Here is a 21,246-nt window from a genome sequence, read left to right as displayed (position 1 = left end):
GGAGGTCCGGAGCTTGCGGAGGGCCGTCACGAAGGGTCAGTCGCGGGCGCCTCGCGCCGACCATCGCCCGTCGCGGTGGGTGATCTCGATGGGGTGGTCGAAGCACTCGGTCACCAGCGCGGTGGTCAGGACGTCGTGGACCGGGCCCGCGACGAGGACCCGGCCGCCGGTCACCAGGACGGCGTGCGTCGTCGTCTCGGGCAGTTCCTCGAGGTGATGGGTGACGAGCACCGTCGCGAGGTCGGGGTGGGTCCGGTGGAGTCGGTCGACGGTCTGCAGGAGTCGCTCGCGGGCGGCGACGTCGAGACCGGTCGACGGCTCGTCGAGCAGCAGGAGGCGTGGATCGGGCAGCAGCGCGCGGGCGATCAGCGTCCGGCCGCGTTCGCCCTGCGACAGGTTCGTCCACGGCGCCGACGCGAGGGCGCTCAGGCCGAGCGTCTCGATCAACTCGTCGGCCCGGGCGAGAGTCTCCGGGGTCGGTTGCCTGCGATCCATCAGCTCGGTGGTTCCGGTAGCGCCGGTGAGCACGACCTCGCGGATCGTCAGCGGCGACCGCAGCGGATGCCTGGGATTGACGTGGCCGATGGACTCACGGAGCTTCCGGGTCTCGACCCGCCCCAGTTGGTGTCCGAGGACGTGGACGCTGCCGCGCGTCGGATGTTCCTGCGCGCCGCAGAGGCTCAGGATCGTCGACTTGCCCGCACCGTTCGGACCGATGAGCGCCCACCGCTCGCCGGCCCGGATGGTGAGGTCGATGTCGGTGAGGATCGCGCGGGACTGCCGCACGAAGTCGACCGAATCCAGGCGGAGGACATCGGGGTTCGTCACGATGCGAACCTACCGGCGGCACGCTCCGGGCCTCCTCAGGGGGTGTCGGCCCTCCGCACGCTCCGGGCCTCGAAGGCCTCGAAAGCCACCGACCCTAACCCAGCGCCCCGAGGCCCTTCAGCCGTTCGTGCGCCTGGGTCATGATCGACTGGATCAGCTCGTCACAGCTCGGCAGGTCCTCGATCATCCCGACCACCTGGCCGGAGGCGAGCACCCCGGCGCGGGTGTCGCCCTCGACGAGGCCGGCCTTGAGCAACATGGGGGTGTTGCCGGCCATGATCACCTGCTGCCACGTGCGTTCGCCCGACTTCTTCATCGTGCGTCCGTCTTTGAGCATCGTCGTCCAGCGCATCCCGGTCATCTGCTTGAACTCGTTGGCGTTTCGGGCCGCGGCGACGAGTGCCTTGACCGGGCTCCCGTTCTCCAGCGCCTCCACCAACGGTGTACGCAACACCCGGTGCGGCATGCCGTCGACCTTCACCGAGACGACGGTGTCGTTGAGACCACGTGCGAGGTACTCCTGCTTGACCGAGTCGGGCACCGCGCTGTCCGACGTCAGCAGGAACCGGGTGCCCATCGCGACGCCTTGAGCGCCGTAGGCGAGCGCGGCGGCGAGTCCGCGACCGTCGAAGAACCCGCCCGCGGCCACCACCGGCATGTCGATACCCTTGGCGGCCAACGCATCCAGCACCGATGGCAGCAGCAATGTGGTGGCGACGGGCCCGGTGTGGCCGCCGCCCTCGCCGCCCTGCACGATCACCGCGTCGGCACCCCAGGATGCGACCTTGACGGCGTGTTTGGCAGCACCGATCGACGGGATCACGACGATGCCGTGGTCCTTGAGCTTGGCGATGAGTTCGGGTTTGGGTGCGAGCGCGAAGGATGCGACCTTGACGCCCTCGCGGATCAGCAGGTCGATCCGAGCCGGGGCATCAGTGGCGTCGGCGCGCATGTTCACGCCGAACGGCTTGTCGGTCAACGACTTCGTCTTCCCGATGGCCGTTTCGAGTTCGGCGAAGGTCATCGTGGCCGACGCCAGGATTCCCAGCCCGCCCGCGTTCGAGGTGGCCGACGTCAGCGACGGGCCGGACACCCAGCCCATCCCGGTCTGGACGATCGGGTACTCGATCCCGACGAGCCGGGTGAACGGGGTCGACAGTCCCGCCGCGCGTGCCGGGCTTGGCTGCGCGGCGGTGGGGCCGCTCATCGGACCTCCTTGTTGCGGACGCCCTTCGGGTCGAGGACGTCCCGGATCAGGCCGAGCTCCTCCGCCGTAGGCCGGCGTGTTGCCGGTGCGTCGGCAAGACCCGCGATCTCGAAGCCGGTGTTCTCGGCCACCTCGTCGGCACCGACCCCGGGATGCAGGGACAGGGCGCGCATGGTGTGGCCCGGCCCGCCGAAGTCGAAGACGCCGAGATTGGTGACGACGCGGTGGATGTTCAGGTCGTCGAAGGCCGGGTTCTCGGGATCGACCTTGTCGAAGCCGACGCCCGACACGATGTCGACGGACTCGCCGAAGACGCGCGCCGTGTGGCGGGGCACCCAGTAGCTGGTGGGGTGGTTGATGGTGTTCCCGGGCGCGCCGCGCACACCGAACATCTGGCGGGTGGGACGTTGCAACGGGCCGAAGGCGGACAGATTCTGGTTGCCGTACCGGTCGATCTGGTTGGCGCCCATCACCACATGACGGCGGCCCGACGCCACGACGTCGAAGACCTTGCGGAAGGGCATCCAGCCCTCGATCGGCCCGGTCTTGCCGATCGGCGGGGTGTCGGCGAGGATCAGCGCCTCGCCGTCGGTGATCAGCAGGTCGGGTTCGGTGGTGAGGCGCGCCAGCCGGGCGCCGAGCAGGGGAGTGGGTGCCATCGGCGATGCCATGATCTCGCCGGCGCCGGCGAAGATGTCGGCACACGAGATGACGCAGTACTCGGCGCGTGTGGGTTCCTCCGGTGCGGGGAAATCGCCGGGCGTGGTCGCGGTTTCGGCGGTGCTCACTGTCCGGTCTCCTTCTGCTCGTCCTGCCACGCGGCCACTTCTCGCTGGTACGTCTGCTCGTCGACGTCGAGGAATCGGCGCGAGAACGCCTCCCACGTCTCGGGTTCCTTCGCGGACGCGACGTAGAACTGCTGGAATTTCTCGTCCCGCCCGTACTCCCCGGCGAACGTGAAGTGGGCCCCGTTGGGCGCTTGGACAACCCGGTCGACGGCCATGCGGTTGAGCAGGAGACGCTGATGCGGAACGGTCTTGACGAGCACCTCGGTCGAGACGATCTGATCGGCCTCGAGGTAGCGACGTTGCGCCGCGGCGCAGTAGAGATCGTCGAAGTACGGGTCGACACCGGTGTAGGCGGCGTTGCCGTGGACGTCGGCCAGATCCAGGTGCACGAAGGCGGCGTCGAGCGTCAGCGCCGGCATGGCCACCAGCGTCTGGGTACGGCCGTCGGCGTCGGGATAGGGCGAGGTGACGGTCTTCAGCTCGCCTTCCCAGAAGTTGAGGACGTCGGAGCCGAGGCCGGCGCGGATGGGCAGGAACGGCACGCGCGCGGCGGCTGCCTCCAGGCCGCACTTCACCATTCCCTCGTCCATCTCGCGGACCTCGATCTCGCCGTTCGTGCGCGCCTTGGCGAACCACGGATCGTAGAACGGGGCCGAGTCGAGTGAGACGAAGCCGTAATACGCGCGGCGCACCTTGCCTGCGGCGCAGAGCAATCCGAGGTCGGGTCCGCCGTAGGTGACCACGGTGAGGTCCTTGACGTCGGACCGGGCGAGTGCGCGCACGAGCGCCATCGGCTTACGGCGCGAACCCCATCCGCCGATGCCGATGGTCATGCCGTCGCGCAGCTCGGCGATGACGTCGTCGAAAGTGCTTGTCTTGTCGGTGGGCATCTCAGGCATGTCCTCCATCCGAAGCGGAATTCGCGGCGAGCGGCTTGCCGGTCGACACGAAGGCATCGCGGTGTTCGTCGGCGACACCGGCCAGGTTCAGCTCGAAGGTGTATCCCTGTTCGAGGCGGTAACTCGCCTTGACGTCGACGGGATCGATGTTGTTGATCGCCTCCTTGGCGGCGCGGATCACCCGGGTGTCCTTGGCGGCGATGGCCTCCGCGATCTCGAGTGCGGCGTCGAGCAGCTCCTCGCGGGGCACGACCCGATACACCGACCCGAAGTGCTCGAGTTGCTGGGCGGTGACGTTCTTGGCGGTGAAGTAGAGGGTTCGCATCATGTGCTGTGGCACGAGGCGCGCGAGATGTGTTGCCGCGCCGAGCGCTCCGCGGTCGACCTCGGGCAGACCGAAGACGGCGTCGTCGGACGCCACGATGACGTCGGCGTTCCCGACGAGTCCGATGCCCCCGCCCACGCAGAACCCGTTCACGGCGACGACGACGGGTACGGCGCAGTCGTAGACCGCACCGAACGCGGCGGCGCATCCGCGGTTGGCGCCGATCAACGCGTCGAATCCGTCGGTCGCCTGCATCTCCTTGATGTCGACGCCCGCGTTGAAGCCGCGACCCTCGGCACGCAGCACCACCACGTGGGTGGTCGGGTCCGATCCCGCGGCTGTGATGGCGTCGCCGAGTTCGAACCACGCGGCCGATGGCAGCGCGTTGACCGGCGGGTAGTCGACGGTGACCGTCACGATCCCGGTATCGGAACGTGTCGTGGTGATCGGCACGCGGGCTCCTCTCATGGGGCGGTTCGGACAGCCCAGAGGACTGCGGAAGCGCACCAAGCAAGTGCTTGGTTGTTTGGTAGGGTAGCACCCATGCAGACGCAGTCACAGGTCGAGCTGGGCCTGGTCGGAAAGGTCGTGTTGGTCACCGGCGGGGGTCGCGGGGTGGGTGCGGGGATCACCCGTGTCCTGGGCTCGCTCGGCGCCCGACCGGTGATCTGTGGCCGCAACGCCGACAACCTCGCCGACGACCTCCGCGACGTCGACTTCGTGTCCTGCGACGTTCGCGACGCGGATGCGGTCGAGGCGATGGTGGACGAGGTCATCCGGCGCGCCGGACGTCTCGATGGTGTCGTGAACAATGCCGGCGGCTCACCCTTCGCGCTGGCCGCCGACGCATCGGTTCGATTCGCGAGCAAGATCGTCGACCTCAACCTGCTGGCCCCGCTGGCAGTGGCCCGCGCGGCCAACGCCGTGATGCAGATGCAGCCCGACGGCGGTGCCATCGTGAACATCTCGAGTGTCAGTGGCCACCGAGCGTCACCCGGGACATCGGCCTACGGGGCGGCGAAGGCCGGACTCGACAATCTGATGAGTTCACTCGCCGTCGAGTGGGCGCCACGGGTGCGGGTGAACTCGGTCGTGGCCGGCCCGGTCGTCACCGAGCAGTCGCATCTGCACTACGGGGATGACGCCGGAGTCGCGGCGGTCGGCGAGACCATCCCGATGGGCCGCATGGCCACGCCCGTCGATGTCGGCAACGCGGTGGCGTTTCTGTTGTCGCCGCTCGCCTGCTACATCAGCGGATCGACGCTGACCGTGCACGGGGGTGGCGAGAAACCGGCATTCCTCGACGCCGCGACCGCCGGCAATGCAGTCTGAGACCCGGCGCGCGGATCGGGCCCGAGAGAAGTTCGGAAAGGAAAGAGTGTGACCAGCACAATGAATGAGGGTCGTGTCGTCATCGTAACCGGTGCCGGCCAGGGCATCGGCCGTGCCCATGCCCTCGCGTTCGCCGCCGACGGCGCGAAGGTCGTGGTCAACGACTACGCCGAGGATCCGGCGACCGAGGTGGTCGACGAGATCGTGGCCGCGGGCGGGCACGCTGTCGCGTCGGTGGGTGATGTCGCGGACTGGGACTCTGGTGCGGCCATGGTCGAGACAGCTCTCTCGGAGTTCGGCCGCCTCGACATCCTCGTCAACAACGCGGGTTTCGTGCGCGACCGGATGCTGGTCTCGCTGTCGGAGGAGGAATGGGATGCGGTCGTCCGCGTGCATCTCAAGGGACACTTCGTCGGCTTGCGCCACGCGGCGGCGCACTGGCGTGCCCAGGCCAAGGCCGGCGACGTCCCGCAGGCACGCATCATCAACACCAGTTCCGGTGCGGGCCTCTACGGTTCGGTGGGTCAGGGGAACTACGTCGCGGCCAAGGCCGGGATCGCGGCCCTCACGATCCAGGCGGCGGCGGAGCTGGGGTCCTATGGTGTCACCGTGAATGCGATCGCCCCGGCCGCCCGCACCCAGATGACGATGGGTGCCGGTGATGCCATGGCCGCTCAGATGGCCGCGCCCGCCGACGGTTCCTTCGACACGATGGATCCCGCGAACGTGTCGCCACTCGTGGTCTGGCTCGGTTCGCCCGAAGCGGGTTCGGTGAGCGGCCGGGTGTTCGAGGTCGAGGGCGGCAAGATCTCGGTCACCGACGGCTGGCAGCGAAGCATCGAGCGGGACAAGGGGTCTCGCTGGGAAGCTGCCGAGCTCGGCCCGGTGATCGAGGAGATCCTGGCGAAGGCGCCGGTTCCGATGCCGGTCTACGGCGCGCGATGACGCCACACGCCGACTTCTCGGCCGAACGGATCGGGGCGGCGCGGGCCTACGTCGACGCCCTGGTGAGTCACGATCCATCGGCGGTCGCGCTGCACCCTGACTGCACACGCGTGGAGTTCGGCGTCCGAACCGGTCGCAACGGCGCCCACATCGCCCGAAGCCTCGCCCGCGGTCCGCAATTCCGTCTCATCCATCGGATCTCGGACTTCACCGCCACGGTCGACGGCCACAGCGTGACCACGCGCTACGTCGTCCACGTCCGACCCAAGAGACTACGGCTGGGTGCGACGGTGTCGGAGACCTTCGTCGTCGATGAGGACAATCGGATTCGCGCGATCGTGGCGCACTTCGGGCTTCCACGGCCCCAGCGGGCCTGATCGCCGAGCGCACTCACCACGGATGGCCGTGTCCACCACCCGAGGGGCGGTGGACACGCCCTCCGGGTGGAGCTGCGTGTCAGGCGCCCGGCGCGCGGACGACCATCGGTACGCCGGGGAAGTAGGCCGCCATCTCCGAACGGGATTTGCGCAGGGCGGCGGTGCCATACCCGGCCTTGCGGAACTGCGGATGAATCCAGATGCGCAGGTCGATCTCGCCGTCCTTCAATTCGCCGAAGACGAAGCCGACCTTCGAGTCGCCCTCGACGGCGACCAGCCAGACGGCCTCCTCGGCGTCGACCCGGGCGGTGGCCGCGCTGATCTCGGCCGCGACATCCCCGGCGGGAGCGCCGGAACCGTCTCCGGCGGTGCCGATCTCGTTGGTGCGCGCCGAGAACAGCTCCGCGTCGGCGGACGGGTCGAACGGACGGAGGTCGAGTGTGTCACCGCTGCTCGCCGGCCGTTCGGCCAGCGTGAAGGTGAGCGCGCTGTTGAGGTCGTCGAGTTCGGCCTGGTTTTTTCGACGGTCGTCTTTGGTGAGCTGATCGAGCTTCATGTCCAGGATGGCTTCGGCACCGAGCCGGGACTTCCCGAGCAGCCCCACGATCGCGGTCACGGCCTCGTCGTGATTCTCGGCGTCGACGATGGCATCGAGGACCTCGTGCCGACGTTCGAGGGCGGTCAGCAGGGCGTCGGCGATGTCGCGACGGGTGGTGGCGAGGTCGAGGTCAGTCATGCTTCGATCCTAGGTCACCGGTCGTCACCATGTGGTGGACATCATGTCCGCCGGCGGCGTCTCCGCCGGCCGATACGGCCCAGAAATTTAGAACAGGTTCTACTGCTATGTACGGCTGTTTTCGAGGAGATTCTTCCCTCCGGCTGTAACGCGTCCTAGTCTGGTGGGCATGACGAACGAGGGTACGACGACAGCACCGGCCGACTTCGATCACCTGCGCGGGGGCACGCATATGGGCGACCTGATGGTCGCGGCGCTGCGGCGGCACGCCGACCGCACCGTCCTGTCCCTCGGCGACACCGAGATGACCGGCGGTGAGATGGCCGCGTCGATCAGCAGGTACATCCAGGCCTTCGAGGGTTTGGGAGCCGGTACCGGGACCGCGGTGGGCCTGCTCGCGCTGAATCGTCCCGAGGTGCTGTTCGTGATCGGCGCCGGCCAGACCCAGGGGTGGCGCCGCACCGCACTGCATCCCCTCGGCTCGCTCGACGACCACGCATACGTGCTCTCCGATGCCGGCGTGTCGACCCTCATCATCGATCCGGTGCCCATGTTCGTCGAACGGGCCGCGGCCCTCCTCGAACGGGTGCCCGGCCTCAAGCAGGTGCTGACGCTCGGGCCGGTACCCGAGCAGCTGGCCGCACATGCACGTGACGTGATCGCCGAGGCAGACGGCTTCGAACCGAAGCCCCTTGTCGCGGCGCACCTCTCACCCGACCACGTCGTCTCCATCACCTACACGGGCGGGACCACCGGCAAGCCGAAGGGGGTCATCGGAACGGCGCGTGCGATGTCGACGATGACGCAGATCCAGCTCGCCGAATGGGAATGGCCCGAGCATCCGCGATTCCTGCTCTGCACTCCCCTCTCGCATGCGGGTGCGGCGTTCTTCGTCCCGACCCTGATGAAGGGCGGATCGATGGTGGTCCTGTCCAAGTTCGACCCGGCCGAGGTGCTGCGCACCATCGAGGAGCAGAAGATCACCGCGACGATGCTGGTGCCGTCGATGCTGTACGCGCTGATGGACCACCCGGACTCGAAGACGCGTGACCTGTCGTCGCTGGAGACCGTGTATTACGGTGCGTCACCGATCAATCCGATCCGCCTCGCCGAGGCCATCGAGCGCTTCGGGCCGATCTTCGCCCAGTACTACGGCCAGTCCGAGGCGCCGATGGTCATCAGCTACCTGGCCAAGGGAGACCATCCGGGTCCCGGTGAGGACCAGCGTCGGCTGAGCAGTTGCGGACGGCCGTCGGCCTTCCTGCGCACCGCCCTGCTCGGACCCGACGACAAGCCCGTGCCCCAGGGTGAGCCCGGCGAGATCTGTGTCGCCGGACCACTTCTCGCCGGTGGGTACCTGGGTCTCCCGGAGCAGACCGCGGACACCTTCCGCGACGGCTGGCTCCGCACCGGCGACGTCGCGCGCGAGGACGAGGACGGGTTCTGGTTCATCGTCGACCGCACCAAGGACATGATCGTCACCGGTGGGTTCAACGTGTTCCCGCGCGAGGTCGAGGATGTCGTCGCCGAACATCCGGCGGTCGGTCAGGTCGGTGTGATCGGTGTCCCGGACGAGAAGTGGGGTGAGGCGGTCACCGCGATCGTCGTCCTGCGCGGCGATGCCCCCGCCGACGACGCGGCGAAGGACCGCATCGTCACCGAGATCCAGCAGTCCGTGAAGGACCGCAAGGGGGCGGTGCAGTCACCCAAGCGCGTGATCTTCGCCGACGCTTTGCCGTTGACCGCCCTCGGCAAGCCGGACAAGAAGGCGCTGCGGTCTCAGTACTGGGCCGACTCCGACCGCGGCGTCGGGTAGGTCCCGATTCGCATGGCCCCTGCCCCGTACGGACGGTCGGAGAACGCGGGTCACAGGTCGCAGCAGTCGCAACAATCGCAGCAGTCGCAGTCGTCGCAGACCGCGTCCTTGTACTTGTCGGTGAAGTGATTCCAGTGGTCCGTGCAGCAGGCCTTACCGAAGCAGGAGACGCCGATGAACGGCAGAATCCGCTCGCCGAATGATCGATTCGGTTTGAACGGCGGCGGATAGGGCCACTCGGAGGGATATCCGAAGGGCCGGTGCGGAGGCCACTGGGTGCGCGAGTCGGCGGTGACGGAGATGGCGTCGGCGTGCGGATGCATGCGCTTGTGAATGGCGTGCCGCAGGCCGTCGAGCAGAACCACGCGCAGCAAGCGGTCGTCGGCGAGGGAGAGGTCGGCATAGCGCGCCCGGATCGCGGCAGCGAGTCGTCGACACTGCTCGAGCGCGGTCTCCGGAGACGTGCCGGTCGCCCGGAGCGGATTGAATCGCCCCTCGGCGGCGTCGGAGTCGTAGTCGTCGACCGCGTCCAGCAGATGCGCGATCCGGCCGAAGTCGGCACCGATGTCGCGGAGCGGCTCCTGGTTGCCCGGGACCTCGGCCAGGACCGCCGAAGTGGCGAAGACCTGTGCGGCGGCGGCACCCGAAGGTTGCGTGAGGTCGTCGAGCACGACGCTCGTCGATTCGATCTCCGCCTGCCGGGACAGGGTCGTCATCATGGCGTCGACGTCGAGGCGGCCGGCGACCGTGGTGTCGGCCGCGGCGTGCCGACGCAGGTGGCCCCCGGCGTACTCCGCGAGCTTGGCGCGGACCGGACGCCGGGGTGCGAGCGCGTGATGTTGTTCGCTGCCGACATCGGCGGCCTTCGCGGCGGCCAGGGTGAGCGAGGCGGTCGTGGCGAGACGCACGCCCGGCTCGTCGGCGGACACGACCGTCGCCGTGCGCATTCCGCGCAGAGGGCAGCGCCCGGCCTCGGTGGACGCGCACTCCTTCGTCGACTGCGCGGCGGTGAGAATCGAGACCATCACCGCGTCGGTGTTGACCGTCAGCCTGCTCGACTGACCGTGGTTGTCTCGCAGCGAGAGACAGACCCCACACAGGTGAGAGCGCCACTGGTCCATCAGGTCGTCGTCGAGTGCGTGCCGACATGGAGTGAGAACCCCGAACATCCGTGAATCAGACCACACGGCCCGAGGTGTCGCCAGGCGATTCATTCGTTCGGTGCAGGTGACGCCTCGTGTACGCCGTCACTCGCCGGTCGCGGCGCGGGCACGGGCCGTCAGCGCGGTCCGCAGCCAGTCCGGCTCGCGCACCACGAAGTCGTGATCGAACATCGTCGACCAGAGCGCGCGCACCGCGTGCCGGCGGTCGGCGAACCGGAGATCGAGACGGCACCGGCCGTCCGCGGATTCACCGAGATGTGTTGCCGAGGCGATCGATCCGATTCGTTCGGCGTCGTCGGCCGAGCAGTCGATCACGACGTCGACCGGATCGAAGGAGCGCCGGAAGGCGTCACGGTGCCGCTCCCAGATCTCGGCCAGGTCGACCTCGTCGGAGCGATGAGCCGGCTCGTCGAGGATGTCCACATCGCTCATCCGGGAGAGCCGGAACATTCGTTCGGCAGGCGTCGCTGTCGCATCTCGGCGTCGGGACCCCGCGACGAGGTACCAGGTGTCGCCCGCCACGATCAGGCCGATCGGATCGAGTACGTGCTCGCGCGCAGCGTCGGCTCCCCGGCTCCGGTAGCGGACACGGATCCGCCGGCCCTCGAAGACGGCGATCTGCACGGCCTGGAGGTTGTCGAGGACTTCGGGGGCCCGGACGAAACCCTCCGGACGGACCAGGATCCGCTGCGCGGCCCGCACGGCCTGGCTCCGGTGCGCTTCGGGCAGTGCCGCGGTGACCTTACGCATGGCGCTGGCGAACGCGGGGGAGTCGACCCGTCCGGTGCCGGCGAGGAGAGACGTCGCCTCGTCGACGGTCAGCCCCGTGAGGTCGGTGCGGTACCCCGGTAACAGCGCGAACCCGCCGTGTCGTCCGCGCTCGGCGTACACCGGCACGCCGGACAGCGACAGCGCATCGATGTCGCGGAGCACGGTTCGCTCGGAGACCCCGAGCTCGGCGGCCAGCTCGGCAGCCGTCACCCGCTCGTGCTTCTTCAGCAGCATCAGCAGGGCGATGAGACGTTCGGCGCGCACGGTAGAGATTCTTCCGGAAAAACATGACAGAAGGTGTCGTGTATCGAGACTTCACTGGTCCTCGTACCCGAAAGACACGAGAGGACATGCCATGAACGCACCGACCACGAACTCCGGACCGGCTCCTGAGACGACACCCGCCTTCGACGATCCCCGGCCGGCGTTCCGCGCCGCCACCGCCTGGGTCGTGGAGTTGCTCGAGGGAGTGTCCGACGACCAACTCGACTCGCCGACGCCCTGCGACGACTTCGACGTCCGGACCCTGTCGGCGCACCTCGTCGCCGTCGCGCATCGCGCCGCAGCGCTGGCCGAGGGTGCCGACATCCGCACGATGGCGTCGATCGCCGAGCAGTACGACGCCCGGACGTACGCGGCCCTCATCGACCAGGCGCTCGACTCGTGGTCGGATGACACCAAGCTCTCCGTGATGGTCCAGATGCCCTGGGGTGAGGTCCCGGGCGCCGGGGCCCTGTGGGGTTATGTCAGCGAAACCCTCGTCCACGCTTGGGATCTGGCGGTCGCCACCGGCCGGCCGGCCGAGGCCGACGCCGAACTCGCCGAGACGACCCTGGGGGTGGCCCGACAGTTCATCCCGGCCGCGATCCGCACCGACCCCGCCGTGCCCTTCGGGCCCGTCGTCGAACCCCGCCCCGAGGCCGGACCCACCGAGCGGCTCGCGAACTGGACCGGCCGCGACTCCGTCACCTGGGTGCGGCGGCAACCCTGACGATCGGGCCCCCGGCGGTCCTGTTGCCTCAGCGGGCCGGCTCGCAGATGACCACCGGGATCGTCCGTTCCGTCCAGGCGGCGTAGGTGTCGTAGTCGGCATAGGTGTCGACCAGATCGGGCCACAGGTCGGCGCGTTCGGAATCGGTGGCGGTGCGCGCCACGAGGTCGTACTTCTTCTTGCCGAGCTGGATGGTGACCTGCGGGTTGTCCCGGAGATTCAGATACCAGGCCGGATTCTTGGCCGAGCCGCCCTGCGACGCCACCACCACGAACGACTCACCCCGTCGCAGATAGATCAGCGGTGCGGTCCGCGGCTGGCCCGACTTGCGGCCGATCGTGGTGAGCAGGCACACCGGGGCGGGCTTGCGCAGGCCCGCCCCGACTCGCCAGGTCCCCCCGATCCGGCCTCCGGTGGCCTTGTACAGCGCGGTGTTCGCCTTCGATCCCAGCTTGATGAACTTGCTGACGACGGGCGAATCCAGTTGTGCCGGCTTGTTGTCCGGATCGAAGGCCGGCATCAGATCCGCTCGATGATGGTGCCGGTGGCCATCGCGCCACCAGCGCACATCGTGACGAGCGCGGTCTGACCGTCCCGGCGCTCCAGCTCGTGCAGGGCCGTGGTGATCAGCCGAGAGCCGGTGCTGCCCACGGGATGTCCCAGCGCGATGGCCCCACCGTTGACATTCACCTTGTCCAGGTCGGCGCCGTGGACCTGGGCCCAGCTGAGGACCACGGAGGCGAACGCCTCGTTGATCTCGACGATGTCGATGTCGGACAACGACATACCCGACTTCGCCAGGACGCGCTCGGTCGCCTGGACCGGACCGTCGAGATGGAAATGCGGTTCCGCGCCGACCAGGGCCTGTGCCCTGATGCGCGCGCGGGGCGTGAGGCCCAGCTCGCGCGCCTTCGACTCGTCCATGATGAGCACGGCGGCCGCGCCGTCGGAGATCTGCGACGACGTCCCCGCGGTGTGGATGCCGCCCTCGAGAACGGGTTTGAGCGCGGACAGGGATTCGAGCGTGGTGTCGCGCAGGCCCTGATCGCGGCTCACGTCGAGGATGTTCCCGGTGAACTCGCCCTCTTTGGTGCGCTCGGGCGCCTTGAGGCTCAGGACCTCGCGATCGAAACGGCCCTCGTCCCACGCCTGGCGGGCATTGCGCTGACTACGCTCGCCGAGCGCGTCGATGTCGGCGCGCGTGATGCCCCGGCGCTTGGCGATGCGCTCGGCGGCCTCGAACTGGTTGGGCATGTCGATGTCCCACGAATCCGCGTGGTACGGGCCGGCACCCGTACCCACATTCGCGCCGAGCGGGACGACGGACATCGTCTCCACCCCGCAGGCGACGCCGATGTCGATCGCGTCGGAGGCGATCAGTCCGGCGATCAGGTGATTGGCCTGTTGTGCCGAGCCGCACTGGGCGTCGATGGTGGTGGCTCCGGTCGCCTCAGGGAGGCCCGCGGACAACCACGCCTTGCGCGTGATGTTGCCGGCCTGGGCGCCCGCCTGGGTCACGCAGCCGCCGATCGCCTGTTCGACGAGCGCGGGGTCGATGCCCGCCTTCTCGAGGAGACCTCGCTGGGTGAGGCCGAGCAATTCCTCGGCGTGCAACCCCGACAGCCATCCGCCGCGCTTGCCGATCGGCGTACGCGCCGCCTCCACGATGACCGGAACGCCCATGGCCACTCCTTCGTTAGTCCCAGTGAACTCCGTTGCCCACGGAGCATGGCCTGTCGACGGGACGTCGAGGCCGCTGAGATCCAAGCTAGAACACGTTCTATGTTTGCGTCTATGGTGGGGGCTCAACGTGTTCTGTAACCATCGCCCGACGGCTGTCGCGGAGGTCGTGTCCCTGCTGCACGCGGACAGATGTCTCGCGGTTCACGAGTCAACGTCGCAGGTGGGGACCACGGGGCGACCAGAGAACTAGAACAAGTTCTCATCCGGGGGTGTCGAATGGGTCACAGTGTGCTTGAATGTGATTGAAACAGGTTCTAAATCTCACAGCGAGGTGGTGTGACGTGACCCAGGCCCAGAGCGCCCCGATCGGCAGCGAGCCGACCCCGGCGGATTCTGCGCGCACGAGCCCTTCCGACGTAGTCGCGAAGTGCCCGTTCATGGAGCAGGAGGGGTGGGATTTCACCAACCCCGACCTGCTCGAGCAGGGAATCCCCGTGCAGGAGTTCGCGCAACTGCGCAAGACCGCGCCGGTCTGGTGGAATGCCCAGGCGCCCGGCAAGGGCGGTGGTTTCCACGACGGCGGCTACTGGGTGATCTCCAAGCACGCCCATGTCCGTGAGATCTCGAAGAACAACGAGGACTGGGAAACCAACGCCAACGGCGTCATCATGCGTTTCGACGACGAGATGACCGCCGATCAGATCGAGATCACCAAGGCCCTGCTGATCAACCATGACCCGCCGGAGCACACGCGTCTGCGCAAGCTGGTCTCCAAGCTGTTCACGCCCCGCGCGGTGCACTCGCTCGAGGAGAAGCTCGACGACGCCGCCCGTGAGATCGTCACCCGGGCCGCGGAAAAGGGCAGCGGCGACTTCGTCAAGGACGTCGCCGTCGACCTGCCGCTGCTGGCCATCGCCGACCTGCTCGGTGTGCCGGAGTCGGATCGGGAGAAGCTGTTCGACTGGTCGAACTCGATGATGAACGCCGACGATCCGGACTACACCACGGATCCCCAGCAGGCCAACGCCGAGATCCTCGGCTACGGCTACACGATGGCCGAGGAGAAGCGCAAGAACCCCGGCGAGGACATCGTCACCACGCTGGTGAACGCCGACATCGACGGGCAGTCGCTCGACGAGACCGAGTTCGGGTTCTTCTTCATCCTCCTGACCGTCGCGGGCAACGAGACCACCCGTAACGCCATCAGTCACGGGATGAATGCGTTCCTGGACAATCCCGACCAGTGGGAGCTGTTCAAGAAGCATCGTCCGGCGACGGCGGTCGACGAGATCGTCCGGTGGGCCACCCCGGTGAACTGCTTCCAGCGGACGGCCAAGCGGGACACGCAGATCGGCGGCGTCGACATCGCCAAGGGCGAGCGCGTCGGTATGTTCTACGGTTCGGCCAACTACGACGAGGACGTCTTCGACGATCCGTTCTCGTTCAACATCATGCGCGATCCCAACCCGCACGTCGGGTTCGGCGGCAACGGTGCGCATTTCTGCGTCGGCGCCAATCTCGCACGGATGGAGATCAACCTGATGTTCAACGCGCTGGCCGACACGGTGCCCGACATCACCAAGCTCGACGCCCCTCGCCGCCTGCGGCACGGCTGGATCAACGGGGTCAAGGAACTCCGCGTCGACTACGGCACCAAGTGACCGCGGCAGAAGACACCGCACCACGGGAGACGCCGGCATACCTCGGCATCGACCGGGAGAACCATCCCGCAGTCGTGGCGGGACGTCGTTCGCGTGAGTTCGTGGCATCGCGGGACAAGCAGGCCTGGATCGACAACTTCGCGGCCGACGCGACGGTCGAGGACCCGGTCGGGCCGTCGATGTTCGATCCGGACGGCGTCGGATTCCGTGGGCACGAGCAGATCTCCGAGTTCTGGGACAAGTCGATCGGCACGACCGAGAGCATCGACTTCCGCTTCGACGAGGAGATCATCTGCGGGAACGAGGTCGCCTACATCGGCAGCATCGTCACCCACATCGCCGGCCATGTCTCCGAGGCGCGAGGGGTTTTCACCTACCGCGCCGACGCCGACGGGAAGCTGTCGGCATTGCGTGCCTTCTGGGAGGTCGAGAAGACGATCAACTCGGTGCGCAAGGCCTGAGGGTCGCACCACGGTCCGACGCGGGCGGGACAGGTTCCTCACCTGTCCCGCCCGCCGTCGTCTGTGCGCCCAGCCGAGGAGGCCGCCCGAGTTCGCGCATCCGCCGTTACAGCCGGGCGCCCGTGCCGGAAGATGTATCGCAGGGTCCATGATGCCCGGGGCGTCGCCGACGGCCCACGGTGTCGATGGCGAAGGGGGGACGACTCGAAGTCGGGCGCGGTCGATCAGTTCGACGCGGTGTACCGCGAACACGTGGCGGGGGTCTGGCGCTACGTGCGAACCCGCGTGCCCGCGAATGTCGATGCCGACGACGTGACCGCGGAGGTCTTCGTGAAGGCGATGCGCTCCTGGGACCGATTCGACGATCGGCGCGGCACCGTCGGCGCCTGGCTGATCGGCATAGCCCGGCACGTCGTCGCGGACTGGTGGGCGCGGCAGTCTCGGGAGGTGCCGGTCGCCGAGGTCGACGTGGACGCCGCGGTGATGTCCGCTCCCGACGGCGACCCCGAGACCTCGATGTTGCGCGCCGCGGCGGCCGACGACGTGCGCAGCCGGCTGTGGGTGCTCACCGCGCGCGAACGCGAGGCCGTGGCCCTGCGGTTCGGCACCGAACTCAGCTCTGAGGAGATCGGGGTCGCGATGGGGATCTCGGCAACCGCCGCCCGGATGCTCGTCTATCGCGGGGTGGCGAAGTTGAGGGAGGTGATGCCGAGGTGACGCCAGAGGATCCGGCTGCGTCCGAGGCGTACGACCCTGCCGAGGTCGCGGCGGCCGAACTGCTCGACGCCAGGATCGCGGCCGTCCTCGACGGGCGCGAGATGCCGGGTGCCCGGACACCCGAACTCGAACTGCTCGCCGACGGCTTACGCCGTGATCCGCCCCCGTCGACCTACGCCGCGGTCGATCAGGGCCTGGAGTCCCGGCGTTCGGCCCGTCCGAGACGACGATGGTCGGCGTCGCAGGTGGCCGCGGCCGTGCTCGGCGCGGTCCTGGTCATCCATGGCATGGGGAACTTGGTTGCCGGGGAATGGATCTCGGCGTCGCTGGGCGAGCCGTACAACCAGCACGCGATGATCGACGGGGGACTGGCGTTCATCGCCCTGGGTGCGGCGATCGCGGTCGCCTCGACGCGCCGGCGGTGGTTGCCCGTCGCCGTCATCGTGGGCGTGCCGCTCGGACTGGTCATGGGTGGACGCGGCGTGCACGAGATCGGCGTGTTCGCCTGGGGTGCGGTCGCGCACGGTGCGGTCGGTGTGGCCGCGCTGGTGTTGCTGGTCACCTTCGTCCTGGGCGGGCGTTACAGCCGAGGGCCGGATGAGGAAGGACGGGTATGAGAGCACTGCATCGAATCCGGAATTACGTACGCGCCATGCGACGGGCACGGCGCCACCGCACCGAGCTCGTCGGCCATCTGGCACGGCGGCCGCTGCTTGCCGGCGGGGTCGCCGGGATGGAGAGCGCGATGCTGCTGTCCAACCGGATGGACCCGAAGCTCAAGGAACTCGCCGAACTCAAGGCGGCAGGCATGGTCAGCTGCGAGTTCTGCCTCGACATCGGGTCGGCGGTCGCCTCCGGCGCGGGCATCACCGAGCAGCAGCTCCGCGACCTCCCGCGTTATCGGGAGTCGACGGCCTACACCGACCTGGAGAAGCTCGTCATCGGTTACGCCGAGGCGATGACGCGCACACCGGCCGTCGGGGAGGACCTCGCCGAGCTGCGTCGTGAGCTGGGCGAGCACCTGTCGGAGACCCAGATCGTCGAACTCGCCATGACCGTCGCCTGGGAGAACCAGCGGGCGCGCCTCAACCAGTCTCTGGGTGTCCGGCCCACCGGAATGTCCGACGGCCTCGCCTGCGCTGTGCCCGAACGCATTTCGTAGCATTCATGCGCACATGGCGCGCATGGATGCTACGAAATACGCGTCAGTGCAGGGGTTTGTCGGCGCCGACGAGCCACATGGAGAAGTACTGGGAACCGCCGCCGTAGGCGTGGCCCAGGGCCTTGCGGGCGTCCGCGACCTGGTGGTCGCCGGCCTTGCCCATGACCTGGATCGCCGCCTCGGCGAACCGGATCATGCCCGACGCCCCGATCGGGTTCGACGACAACACACCGCCGGACGCGTTGAGCGGGAGTCGTCCGCCGATCTCGGTGTCACCGGATTCGGTGAGCTTCCAGCCCTCGCCCTCGGCCACGAAGCCGAGGTTCTCCAGCCACATCGGCTCGAACCACGAGAAGGGCACGTAGATCTCGGCGGCGTCGATCTCCTCGAGGGGATTGCTGATGCCGCCTGCCTTCCACAGGGCGGCGGCGGCGTCGCGACCGGCCTGCGGGCTGACGACGTTGCGGTGCGCGTACGACAGCGGCTCGGTGCGCATCGCCGTGGCATGAATCCACGCCACCGGATCGCCCGCGGCGATCGCCGCGTCGGCGACGTCTTCGGCACCGATGACGACCGCGCACGCCCCGTCCGACGACGGGCAGGTCTCGTCGTAGCGGATCGGGTCCCACAGCATCTGCGAGCTCATGACCTTCTCGACGGTCTGATCCGGCTGGTGCAGGTGCGCAAGCGGATTCAGCGCGCCGTTGCGACGGTCCTTGGCCGCGACCATCGCGCCGATGTGTTCGGGGGCTCCGGACTGCCGGATGTAGGCGCGCACGTGCGGGGCGAAGAAGCCGCCCGCGCCAGCGCCCACCGGTTTGGTGAACGGCACCGGGATCGACAGGGCCCACATCGCGTTGGACTCCGACTGCTTCTCCCAGGCGACGGCCAGGACCCGTTTGTGCACTCCGGCGAAGACGAGCGACGCGGCCACGTTGGCCGTCGAGCCGCCGACCGAACCCGCGGTGTGCACGCGGATGAGTCGTTTGCCGACCGCGCCGATGGCCTCGGCCATCGCGAGCTCGGGCATCATCGATCCCTCGAAGAGGTCCGGTGCCTTGCCGATGACGATCGCGTCGATGTCGTCGAGAGAGACCTTGGAGTCGAGGAGCGCGGCATCGATGGCCTCGCGGACCATGCCGGCCATCGTGACATCGGACCGCTTGGCGACGTACCGCGTCTGTCCGGTTCCCAGCACCGCGGCTCGATTGTTGTGTCCCATCAGTTCTCGCCTCCCGAGTTCGTTTGGGCACTCAGGGTGACCACCATGTTCTGCTGCAGCAGCGGCCCGCTCGACGCGTGGGCGAGTGCGGTGCCCGCGTTCCCGCTGAGGATCTCGTGCGCCGCGTACCCGATGCGCTGGAGACCGGCGGAGAACAGCGAGTTGCCGGCCAGCGAGCCGCCGGACGGGTTGATCCGCACCGAGTCTGGCAACCCGAGCGCGTTGCGGACGATGATCTCCTGATGTGTGTACGACGCGTTGATCTCGGCGACGTCGACCGCTCGGCTGCGGTCGCCGAACGCGGTGTCGCCGGCGACCTTCGTCGAGGGCGACAGCGTGAGATCGCGTGCCCCGAAGTTGGGCGTGTCGATGCGGTGGTCCCACCCGGTGACGAACGCGGGATTGGCCACCAGCTCACGGGCCTTGCGCTCGCTCGCGATCACGACCGCGGCGGCGGCATCGGTGTAGGGCGCGATGTCGTGCTGCCGCAACGGGTTCGCGACGTACTCGCGGCCGAGCAGCTCGTCGACCGAACCGCCGAAGGTGCGCGCGCCGATCTCGGCCATGTCGGCCTCGGTCCACACGCCGGCGTCGATGCCGGCACGTGCCTGGAGGGCGCCGAGCGACCGCGCGTCCGGGTGCAGCGGGGCGACGGTGTACGGGTCGGTCTGCAGGGTGAGGGTCTGATCGGCGTTGCCCGCGGTGGCCTTGCCGAATCCGTAGGCGAGGGCGAGGTCGACCTCGCCGGTCGCGATCTTCACCCACGCCTCGTAGAGAGCCCACGCGCCGTCCATCTCGACATGTGACTCGTTGATGGGCGGCATGGCGCCGATCGAGTCGATCGCGGAGATGAAGGAGAACGCGCGCCCGGCAAGGTAATCCGACGATCCGCTGCACCAGAACTCGATGTCGGTGCGGGCGATGCCGAGTTCGGCGTAGAGCTTGTCGAAACAGGGGATCAGCATCTCGACACCGTTGGTGGTGCCGTGGCTGCCGGCGACGTTGGGGCTGTGTGCGAAGCCGATGATCGCGATCGGTGGCAGTGTCATCAGAGGTGGTCCTTCATCACAGGTGGGCGCGGTAGGTGTCGTACTCGGCGTCGGGCTCTCCGGTGGGTGCGAAGTGACTGATGTTGCCGATCGAAAACTCCCACTCGTCTTCGGGAAGCCAGACGGCCTTGACGCGCATACCCATTCGGACCTCGGAGGCCTCACAGTCCAGGATCAGGTGCAGGAACGGGATGTCAGCGCCGTCGAGGAGTACGTACGCCGCCACGTAGGGCGGCTTGATCCGCTGGCCCTGGAAGGGCACGTTGACGATGCAGAACGTGGTGACGATGCCGGTGTGGCCCAGCTCGACACGTTCGGACGCGGGCGAGCCGTCGGCGGGACTGACCCCGCGAGGTGGGAAGTAGACGCGTCCGGCGTCGACTCCCGAACCGATGCGCGTGCCGATCAGCTTGCCCGCCTTCAGTCCTTCGAGATAGACGGATTCTTCTTCGTTGGCCGAGTGAGTGATCTCGGTGCTGACCGGGGTGGGGATGACGACGAGCCCCGTCTCGGCGCCCTGGGGGGCCTCCGCGGTGTTGGCCGGAGCGGTGGCGGGCTCCTCGCCGGGCGCGAAGTACGCGATGTCGTCGATCCGGCCTATGCGTGCCGCGCTGAACACGGCGTGAACCCGCAGGCCGGTCGCCAACGCGTCGGGTGAGTCGGCCGAAACCGCGTGCAGCAGTGTGGTGTCCGCGCCGTCGAGACGGATCAGCGCCCACGCGAACGGCGTGTCCAGCGGCTGGCCCGGCGTCGGCTCGGGGTTCCACGTCCAGGTGGTCACCGTGCCGATGGTCGACACCTCGACGAACTCGGCTGACTGCGCGCCGGTGACGGGATCGAACTCGACCGGGGGCACCGACACCTTGCCGTCGCTGCCCTTGGACCCGATGATCCGGCCGTCGCGCAGCGCGAGCGCGAACTGACTCAGAACCGGGCCCAGCGACCGTGTGTAGTCGAAGGAGTTGGTCAGGGGAGCGGTCAGGATGGGGGACTTCGGCTCGGGCACCTCGGCGACAGGATGTGGCGTGTCGGGATTCGGGGCGGCCGGAGACGTTACGCTCATGCTCACATCTCGAGTAGAACACGTTCTAGTATTGGACACAAGGTGCATGT

At 68.2% G+C, this 21,246-nt stretch carries 23 protein-coding genes; 10 read left to right on the top strand and 13 right to left on the bottom strand.

The annotated features are described in order from the left end of the window. Positions 1-36: 36 nt before the first annotated feature. From AMD30_RS00620 to echA20, 5 genes are all read right to left on the bottom strand, one after another. Positions 37-828 carry an ABC transporter ATP-binding protein gene (locus AMD30_RS00620; protein ID WP_055474397.1) on the bottom strand — a complete coding sequence of 264 codons (792 nt, stop codon included), beginning with the start codon at positions 826-828 and terminating at the stop codon, positions 37-39. Positions 829-922: 94 nt separating this feature from the next. Next, positions 923-2,035: an NAD(P)H-dependent flavin oxidoreductase gene (locus AMD30_RS00615; RefSeq protein ID WP_010840670.1), complete on the bottom strand. Its 1,113-nt coding sequence runs from the start codon at positions 2,033-2,035 to the stop codon at positions 923-925. Beyond that, positions 2,032-2,823, bottom strand: coding sequence for a CoA-transferase subunit beta (locus AMD30_RS00610; protein WP_055474396.1), 792 nt, complete (start codon positions 2,821-2,823; stop codon positions 2,032-2,034). Before AMD30_RS00610 ends, AMD30_RS00615 begins: the two co-directional genes overlap by 4 nt. Next, the gene (locus tag AMD30_RS00605; protein WP_010840668.1) at positions 2,820-3,713 is read right to left on the bottom strand and encodes a CoA transferase subunit A; all 894 of its coding nucleotides are present in this window, start codon (positions 3,711-3,713) and stop codon (positions 2,820-2,822) included. The genes AMD30_RS00610 and AMD30_RS00605 overlap by 4 nt, the downstream gene beginning before the upstream one ends. Position 3,714: 1 nt before the next feature. Next, the gene (echA20, locus tag AMD30_RS00600; protein ID WP_055474395.1) at positions 3,715-4,500 is read right to left on the bottom strand and encodes a (7aS)-7a-methyl-1,5-dioxo-2,3,5,6,7,7a-hexahydro-1H-indene-carboxyl-CoA hydrolase; all 786 of its coding nucleotides are present in this window, start codon (positions 4,498-4,500) and stop codon (positions 3,715-3,717) included. A 90-nt stretch (positions 4,501-4,590) separates the two neighbouring features. On the opposite strand from echA20, the gene AMD30_RS00595 reads away from it, so the two are divergent. The 3 genes from AMD30_RS00595 to AMD30_RS00585 are packed head-to-tail and all read left to right on the top strand — an operon-like array spanning position 4,591 to position 6,701. Further along, positions 4,591-5,379, top strand: a complete 789-nt coding sequence (locus AMD30_RS00595) for an SDR family oxidoreductase (protein WP_055474394.1) — start codon at positions 4,591-4,593, stop codon at positions 5,377-5,379. 60 nt (positions 5,380-5,439) lie between these two features. Next, on the top strand, positions 5,440-6,324 hold the full coding sequence (locus AMD30_RS00590; RefSeq protein ID WP_055474393.1) for an SDR family oxidoreductase: 885 nt from the start codon (positions 5,440-5,442) through the stop codon (positions 6,322-6,324). Further along, complete coding sequence (locus AMD30_RS00585) at positions 6,321-6,701, top strand: hypothetical protein (protein ID WP_055474392.1); 381 nt, start codon at positions 6,321-6,323, stop codon at positions 6,699-6,701. The genes AMD30_RS00590 and AMD30_RS00585 overlap by 4 nt, the downstream gene beginning before the upstream one ends. A gap of 79 nt (positions 6,702-6,780) precedes the next feature. On the opposite strand, the gene AMD30_RS00580 is transcribed toward AMD30_RS00585, so the two are convergent. After that, complete coding sequence (locus AMD30_RS00580) at positions 6,781-7,437, bottom strand: acetyltransferase (RefSeq protein WP_010840663.1); 657 nt, start codon at positions 7,435-7,437, stop codon at positions 6,781-6,783. A 169-nt stretch (positions 7,438-7,606) separates the two neighbouring features. Here AMD30_RS00580 and fadD8 point away from each other — a divergent pair, with 169 nt between their 5' ends. Continuing rightward, positions 7,607-9,253: a fatty-acid--CoA ligase FadD8 gene (fadD8, locus tag AMD30_RS00575; RefSeq protein WP_055474391.1), complete on the top strand. Its 1,647-nt coding sequence runs from the start codon at positions 7,607-7,609 to the stop codon at positions 9,251-9,253. A 50-nt stretch (positions 9,254-9,303) separates the two neighbouring features. Here fadD8 and AMD30_RS00570 read toward each other — a convergent pair whose 3' ends face one another. Then, a complete protein-coding gene (locus AMD30_RS00570) occupies positions 9,304-10,422 on the bottom strand; it encodes a DUF5685 family protein (RefSeq protein ID WP_055474390.1) in 1,119 nt (372 codons plus the stop codon). Positions 10,423-10,500: 78 nt separating this feature from the next. Next, a complete protein-coding gene (locus tag AMD30_RS00565) occupies positions 10,501-11,451 on the bottom strand; it encodes a helix-turn-helix transcriptional regulator (protein WP_055474389.1) in 951 nt (316 codons plus the stop codon). Positions 11,452-11,542: 91 nt separating this feature from the next. Here AMD30_RS00565 and AMD30_RS00560 point away from each other — a divergent pair, with 91 nt between their 5' ends. After that, positions 11,543-12,178, top strand: coding sequence for a TIGR03086 family metal-binding protein (locus tag AMD30_RS00560; RefSeq protein ID WP_055474388.1), 636 nt, complete (start codon positions 11,543-11,545; stop codon positions 12,176-12,178). Between the two features lie 28 nt (positions 12,179-12,206). Here AMD30_RS00560 and AMD30_RS00555 read toward each other — a convergent pair whose 3' ends face one another. Together AMD30_RS00555 and AMD30_RS00550 are read right to left on the bottom strand one after the other, a co-directional pair. Beyond that, the gene (locus tag AMD30_RS00555; protein ID WP_010840658.1) at positions 12,207-12,698 is read right to left on the bottom strand and encodes a nitroreductase family deazaflavin-dependent oxidoreductase; all 492 of its coding nucleotides are present in this window, start codon (positions 12,696-12,698) and stop codon (positions 12,207-12,209) included. After that, positions 12,698-13,861: a steroid 3-ketoacyl-CoA thiolase gene (locus AMD30_RS00550; protein WP_014928762.1), complete on the bottom strand. Its 1,164-nt coding sequence runs from the start codon at positions 13,859-13,861 to the stop codon at positions 12,698-12,700. The genes AMD30_RS00555 and AMD30_RS00550 overlap by 1 nt, the downstream gene beginning before the upstream one ends. Before the next feature lie 341 nt (positions 13,862-14,202). On the opposite strand from AMD30_RS00550, the gene AMD30_RS00545 reads away from it, so the two are divergent. The 5 genes from AMD30_RS00545 to AMD30_RS00525 all read left to right on the top strand — a co-directional run bounded on the left by AMD30_RS00545 (position 14,203) and on the right by AMD30_RS00525 (position 17,862). After that, a complete protein-coding gene (locus AMD30_RS00545) occupies positions 14,203-15,522 on the top strand; it encodes a cytochrome P450 (RefSeq protein WP_035716895.1) in 1,320 nt (439 codons plus the stop codon). Further along, a complete protein-coding gene (locus tag AMD30_RS00540) occupies positions 15,519-15,983 on the top strand; it encodes a nuclear transport factor 2 family protein (RefSeq protein WP_010840655.1) in 465 nt (154 codons plus the stop codon). The genes AMD30_RS00545 and AMD30_RS00540 overlap by 4 nt, the downstream gene beginning before the upstream one ends. A 237-nt stretch (positions 15,984-16,220) precedes the next feature. Next, positions 16,221-16,700 carry an RNA polymerase sigma factor gene (locus AMD30_RS00535; protein WP_055474536.1) on the top strand — a complete coding sequence of 160 codons (480 nt, stop codon included), beginning with the start codon at positions 16,221-16,223 and terminating at the stop codon, positions 16,698-16,700. Then, a complete protein-coding gene (locus tag AMD30_RS00530; protein WP_055474387.1) occupies positions 16,697-17,317 on the top strand; it encodes a hypothetical protein in 621 nt (206 codons plus the stop codon). Before AMD30_RS00535 ends, AMD30_RS00530 begins: the two co-directional genes overlap by 4 nt. Then, positions 17,314-17,862 carry a carboxymuconolactone decarboxylase family protein gene (locus tag AMD30_RS00525; protein ID WP_014927990.1) on the top strand — a complete coding sequence of 183 codons (549 nt, stop codon included), beginning with the start codon at positions 17,314-17,316 and terminating at the stop codon, positions 17,860-17,862. Before AMD30_RS00530 ends, AMD30_RS00525 begins: the two co-directional genes overlap by 4 nt. Positions 17,863-17,905: 43 nt before the next feature. Here the strand turns inward: AMD30_RS00525 and AMD30_RS00520 are convergent, their stop codons facing one another. Genes AMD30_RS00520 through AMD30_RS00510 form a run of 3 tightly spaced genes read right to left on the bottom strand, consistent with a single transcriptional unit; the run spans position 17,906 to position 21,196 of the window. Beyond that, positions 17,906-19,084, bottom strand: coding sequence for a thiolase domain-containing protein (locus AMD30_RS00520; RefSeq protein WP_055474386.1), 1,179 nt, complete (start codon positions 19,082-19,084; stop codon positions 17,906-17,908). Then, positions 19,084-20,133, bottom strand: a complete 1,050-nt coding sequence (locus AMD30_RS00515; protein WP_055474385.1) for a thiolase domain-containing protein — start codon at positions 20,131-20,133, stop codon at positions 19,084-19,086. The genes AMD30_RS00520 and AMD30_RS00515 overlap by 1 nt, the downstream gene beginning before the upstream one ends. A gap of 16 nt (positions 20,134-20,149) precedes the next feature. After that, on the bottom strand, positions 20,150-21,196 hold the full coding sequence (locus tag AMD30_RS00510) for a Zn-ribbon domain-containing OB-fold protein (RefSeq protein ID WP_055474535.1): 1,047 nt from the start codon (positions 21,194-21,196) through the stop codon (positions 20,150-20,152). Between the last annotated feature and the right edge of the window lie 50 nt (positions 21,197-21,246).

It is taken from the genome of Gordonia sp. HS-NH1 (assembly GCF_001418765.1).
In the GTDB taxonomy this organism is placed as follows: domain Bacteria; phylum Actinomycetota; class Actinomycetes; order Mycobacteriales; family Mycobacteriaceae; genus Gordonia.
This window is presented reverse-complemented; position numbering and strand designations above follow the sequence as displayed.